Here is a 5,385-nt window from a genome sequence, read left to right as displayed (position 1 = left end):
AAACAGCCCCATCGAAGGGCATCTCAAGGTTCTGAACTCAAAAAAAGGAGAATCGCCCCGGAATCGGCCCCCACCAAAAAAAAATTCCCCGATTTTACCTTGGAGGGGTCTATAAAAAATTAGGCGGTGGATTTGGGCCCACCAGCACATCATTCACTTTTTGCATTTTCTGATTGAGTGTTTTTAAAATCATGTTGATTCACCATTTCCTGCCGGTTAATGGGCGGTCCACCCTCCGTCAATATAAAGTATGTGACCGGTTACCATATCAGCAGCGCTGGATGCGAGATACAGTACCCCGCCGATAATGTCTTCCGGCTTTGCCAGTCGGTTCAGCATGAGTTTGCCATACACCCAATCGCTGAATTCCTTGTCTTTGAACATGTCCCGGGTCATGGCTGTTTCAACAAATGTGGGAGCGACGGCATTGACATTGATGTTGTATTTGGCCCATTCCAGGGCCATCACCCGTGTGAGCTGATCCACGGCACCCTTGCTGGCACAATAAGCGGCCCGTTTGATCATGCCGACTTTACCGGACTGGGAAGAGATGTTGATGATTTTTCCCTTCTTTTGCCGAATCATCGCCTTGCCGACGGCCTGGGCGCAGAAAAATGTGCCTTTAAGGTTGATGTCCATGACCTTGTCCCAGGATTCTTCGTCCACATCTTCGGTCCACATAGGGATGTTAACGCCGGCGTTGTTCACGAGGATATCGATGGTTTCAAATTTGTCGACCACAGCCTGTACCCGTTCGCCCAATTCGGCCACCCGTGTGATGTCGACGGATTGAACCAGCGCGCGGGAACCTATGGCGCGTACTTCTTCGGCCAATTGATCCAGGTCTGTCTGCGTTCGACTCCACAGAACCAGGTCAGCACCGTAGCGGGCAAGGGCAAGGGCAATTTCCCGACCAATGCCGCGTCCTGCGCCGGTGACAATGGCCACCTTACCGTCCAGATCAAATTCTGTTCTTGTCTTTTTTGTATCCATATGTCTTCTCCTTATAATCATATCCTCTTTTTTGATCACTTTTTTCCGTATCGGCGAACCCTGAGGTCGGCCTGTTCTTTGTGGCCTTTAAATCCTTCCAGTTCACAAAGTCTGGAACAGTACTGACCTATCACCACACTAGCCTCCTTGGTACATTTCTGGTAGGTGCAGGTCTTGATGAACTTACCCACCCAGAGGCCTCCTGTATACCTTGCAGCCCCCATAGTCGGCAGGGTATGGTTGGTTCCAATTACTTTATCCCCAAAGGATACGTTGGTTTCTTCACCGAGAAAGAGTGAGCCGTAATTGGACATATTATCGAGAAAATATTGCGGATTCTTTGTCAAAATCTGAACATGCTCAGAGGCTATACGATCACCTTCAGCAACCATCTCTTCTTCGCTATCGACCAGAATGATCTGGCCATAATCACGCCAGGAAGCAGACGCAGTGTCTGCTGTCGGCAGAACTTTGAGTTGTCTTTGGATTTCGTCTTCAATTTCATTTGCCAGATTCTCACTTGTTGTCAGCAGTACTGCCGGAGAGTTATAGCCATGTTCTGCCTGACCAAGGAGATCCGTGGCAACCATTTCAGCATCTACGCTATCATCAGCGATAATCAATGTTTCTGTAGGACCGGCAAGCAGGTCTATTCCAACACGTCCAAACAATTGCCGCTTGGCTTCAGCCACAAAAGCATTACCAGGACCTACAAGGAAATCAACGGCATCAATGCTCTCAGTACCCATGGCCATAGCAGCAATAGCCTGCACGCCACCCAAAATATAGATTTCATCTGCTCCGCCAAGGGCCATGGCTGCAACTGTGGCAGCCGGTGGCTCACCTTTATTCGGAGGTGTACAGGCGATAACGCGTTTTACTCCAGCAACTTTGGCTGTGACAACGCTCATGTGCGCAGAAGCCACCATTGGAAATTTCCCCCCAGGAATATAACAGCCGACACTTGCAACGGGAATATTTTTATGCCCAAGAGTAACTCCGGGTAAAGTTTCAATTTCGATATCATGTAGAGAATCCAGCTGAGCTTGAGCAAAATTACGCACCTGGGTTTGAGCAAATTTTATATCTGCAATGGTAGAGGCAGGCAAAGAATCAATGCACTTCTTAATCTGTGCATTCGACAGACGAAAGTTTTTCGGCCCCCATTTGTCAAATTTCTCAGAAAGCTCTCGAACAGCTACATCTCCGCATTGTTCGATGTTTGCAATGATATCCTCAACAATTTTTTTCGCCTTGTCTTTATCTGACGTTGAGACCTCTGAGCTGATTCCTTCCTTTAAAATCTTTTTCATTTTTTCTCCTCATTTTTTCTATCTAAACCGATACTTTTTCAGTGTTGGCGCCCACATTGGACATTACACGCCGATAATGCGTACGTCTAAATTACAACAACCGCAACCGAAGATAGCCCTGACTTCAAATTTATGTTACCGGTAACATTACCTGCCTGCTCCTAAAAGTCAAGTACAATTTCAAATTCACAGATAATAAATTTTATTGGGAAGCTGTTTTGATTTGTATCGATATTTTAAATTTCTCAAACTGTGAATTTTGGTTATACGCTCGGCATTTTTTTTAGAAAAATTTTAATCCTGACTTTAGTCCAACGTAGAAACCCTGGCCCTGGGCCCTGAGGGCCAGGTCAGAGTGCAGAGGTTTTGCCATCTGTACGACTCAATGTTACTCAAAGATCAAGTTGTCGCCACAACAAACGATATTTACAATATTTTTTTCAACTATGTTTTTTATATATAAAAGCACCGCACCAAATAATATTAGTGTTGGGATAGAAGCAATTCAAAAAAAGAGAGAACTTGTATTCAAAGTCTGGCCCCTGAATTTTTCCTGGTATCAAGAGCACTATTATTAACAGTCTTGTGCTTTTAGCATCATCGGCAAACACAATATTTTGTGTTTGGGATAAATTCCATTCATCACACAGATAATCAAACTTATTGTAATATAAAAAATTGAAGCGAACCATTCTGGAATTAAACACGGTTTCCACTGTTGAAAAAACCCCAGCCTGAACGATGCCCTGAACAAAGCAATGCAAAAAAAGGACTTGGATAATATGAGCCGCGACTAACCGTGCTTTCCCACAACCTGTGGATCGACAAAACTTTTACAAAATTGTCATTTGTCGAAAATGGCAGCACTGCCATTTTCGACAAATGGTCTGTTTAATATCGATACAGGATTGCCAAATCTAATAAATGCCGATTTAGAGATAGATAGCTTAAAAACAAGGGCGGACAGATCCCTTGGACGGGATATCTGAAAAGTTGACGATTTTCGGTCGAGCATTAATTAAAAGGATATAGTGTTTCCACTTTGCCACTGCCTTCCGAGGGTTCTTTTTCCCTGCATGTTTTGTCTGTGCCTTGTTCAAGCAGTGTTTTACAGAGGCGGTCTGAACTTTTGAGGGAATGTCGGTTAATAAAATCAGATCATTAAGCAAAAAAGATAGCCATTTCAGTGGTTTCGGGAGGTTTTTGAAAATTGACTCTACCTGTTGAACAAATTTGTTCAACAACACCCCGCTTCCTTAGAAACTATGGATCCTCTATCCGTGCTAACCCTTATAGCATATAGCTTTGACAGCAATTTGTGGACACTTTCAAACGGTGTTTTGCCTACCGTCAAATACCCAGGATCTTTGCCACTTTCAATTCCAATCGTATACTATCGCTTATTTTCATAAGGTCTATATAATGTTAAAAAACGTTTCAGCGCTTTTAGGATATTTTGTATTGTGACTGCGGAAACTATTTCTTCGTCTTTTCTCTTTATTCACCCCTGTATTTTTTAAAGTTTTCCGCCTGTTCAAATATCTCGTTGAATACCTCATCCTTCGGCACCGGCGGATAGCCGTGGTCTGCGAGAATCAGTATCAAGTCAACTTTCAATTCTGCTTTTATGTCATCCCTTTGTGACCAATCTGTATATTTTGCTTTATCGTCTACAACCTTTTTGACTGCTTGAGACAGCGTAATCAGTTTTTCATGCGGATACTCAAACTCATGCTTTTCAGCAACAGTCTTCAGGATGTCATAGAAGGCTTTTTCTTCAAAATTGATTCCCATTTCTTCGAATGAGCTTTTCTCCTTTTGCAGGTCTTTGAACAGATCGGCAAAATGCTGCGCAATATCATCAAGAACATCATTTGCCAAGGCCAAACCCTCTTTACGTTCGTTATACTTGTCAAGCAATGCCTTGAACCGCTTGGTAAAATCAACACCCTTTATTTTGTTCACCTTCTTGAACTCGTCAATTGCCTTTTTGAGCAGCTGTTGAAGGAGCTTGATTCTTGTATTTGGCAGTTTGATTCTATCAATCTTTGCCATGTATTCATCGCTGAAAATGTCGATGTCTTTGTCTGCCTCGTTTTCTCCGAGCTTGAATACTTCTTCTACGCCATCACTTAACAATGCTTCCTTTATCATTTCACGCACTTTTGCATTCATTTGTGCAGCGTCAGGTGCATTTCCTTTGGTCAATTTGTGAACAATTGCGGCAATGGCCATATAGAAGTGAATATAATCCCGTTCTTTTTGTGTTATCTGGTCACTTGTAGAGCAGATTTTATATGCCGAACGAAGCCTTCTTGTCATGCCCATGAATCTTTTTTCGGCCTCTTCGGTAATCTGGACATATTCAGCTCCTTTGTTAAGGCATTCCAGTTGTTGCAGTGGGGTTCCGGTAAAGTAGGGTTTAGAATCAAACTTGTGAAAGAGCCTTGAAAGCAAATCCAGTTGATCTTTAACGATTATTACAGCCTTGTAAATATCCTCAAAATCATCTCCCTCTACCTGGGAGTATTTCTTGAGGGCAAGGTTCATGTTACTCTTTATTCCGATATAATCGACTACAAGGCCAGCTTCCTTGCCTTCATATACCCGGTTTACCCGTGAAATGGTTTGAATCAGAGAATGCTGTTGAATTGGCTTATCAATATAGATTGTATCGAGAAATGGCACATCAAATCCGGTTAGCCACATATCAACTACCATGGCAATCTTGAAATTTGATTTCGCATTCTTAAACTGGCGGTCGAGTTCCTTTCGGTTGTCTTTTGTTCCGAGAAGGTCCCAAAGCTTTTTCGGATCATCTTTGTCCCGGGTCATTACCATTTTGATTTTTTCTATCGGCTTGATTTCTTTGCGCTCTTTTTCCGACAGCGTTACGCCTTCATCACATTCCCGGACTTCCACCCATTGTGGCCGGATGTTGATAATCTCTTTATACAAATCATAGGCAATTTGCCTGCTGGCCCAAGTTCGTCATTTTTTTAAAAATCAAGGCTAATTTTATCAAAAAACCATGGGGTTGAAAATATAACGCACTGTATTTATTATATTTATTTTTTTG

General features: G+C 42.8%; 3 protein-coding genes. All 3 read right to left on the bottom strand.

The genetic code is table 11. From position 1 onward, the window contains the following. Positions 1-216: 216 nt before the first annotated feature. Entirely contained in the window at positions 217-1,014 is a 798-nt protein-coding gene (locus QAI40_RS16650; protein WP_304511868.1) for an SDR family NAD(P)-dependent oxidoreductase, read from the bottom strand. Positions 1,015-1,028: 14 nt separating this feature from the next. Further along, positions 1,029-2,306 carry a histidinol dehydrogenase gene (hisD, locus tag QAI40_RS16645; protein ID WP_304511867.1) on the bottom strand — a complete coding sequence of 426 codons (1,278 nt, stop codon included), beginning with the start codon at positions 2,304-2,306 and terminating at the stop codon, positions 1,029-1,031. A gap of 1,497 nt (positions 2,307-3,803) precedes the next feature. Then, positions 3,804-5,264, bottom strand: a complete 1,461-nt coding sequence (locus QAI40_RS16640; RefSeq protein ID WP_304511866.1) for a type I restriction enzyme endonuclease domain-containing protein — start codon at positions 5,262-5,264, stop codon at positions 3,804-3,806. Between the last annotated feature and the right edge of the window lie 121 nt (positions 5,265-5,385).

Origin of the sequence: Desulfobacula sp. (genome assembly GCF_030611305.1) — a bacterium.
Classification (GTDB): domain Bacteria; phylum Desulfobacterota; class Desulfobacteria; order Desulfobacterales; family Desulfobacteraceae; genus Desulfobacula.
Note: the sequence above shows the minus strand (reverse complement) of the source record. Positions and strands in the feature narration are given on the sequence as shown.

Excerpts from the sequence above, each read along its gene's own strand:
- hisD (WP_304511867.1), bottom strand. The coding sequence starts at position 2,306 with ATGAAAAAGATTTTAAAGGAAGGAATCAGCTCAGAGGTCTCAACGTCA.
- QAI40_RS16650 (WP_304511868.1), bottom strand. The coding sequence starts at position 1,014 with ATGATTATAAGGAGAAGACATATGGATACAAAAAAGACAAGAACAGAA.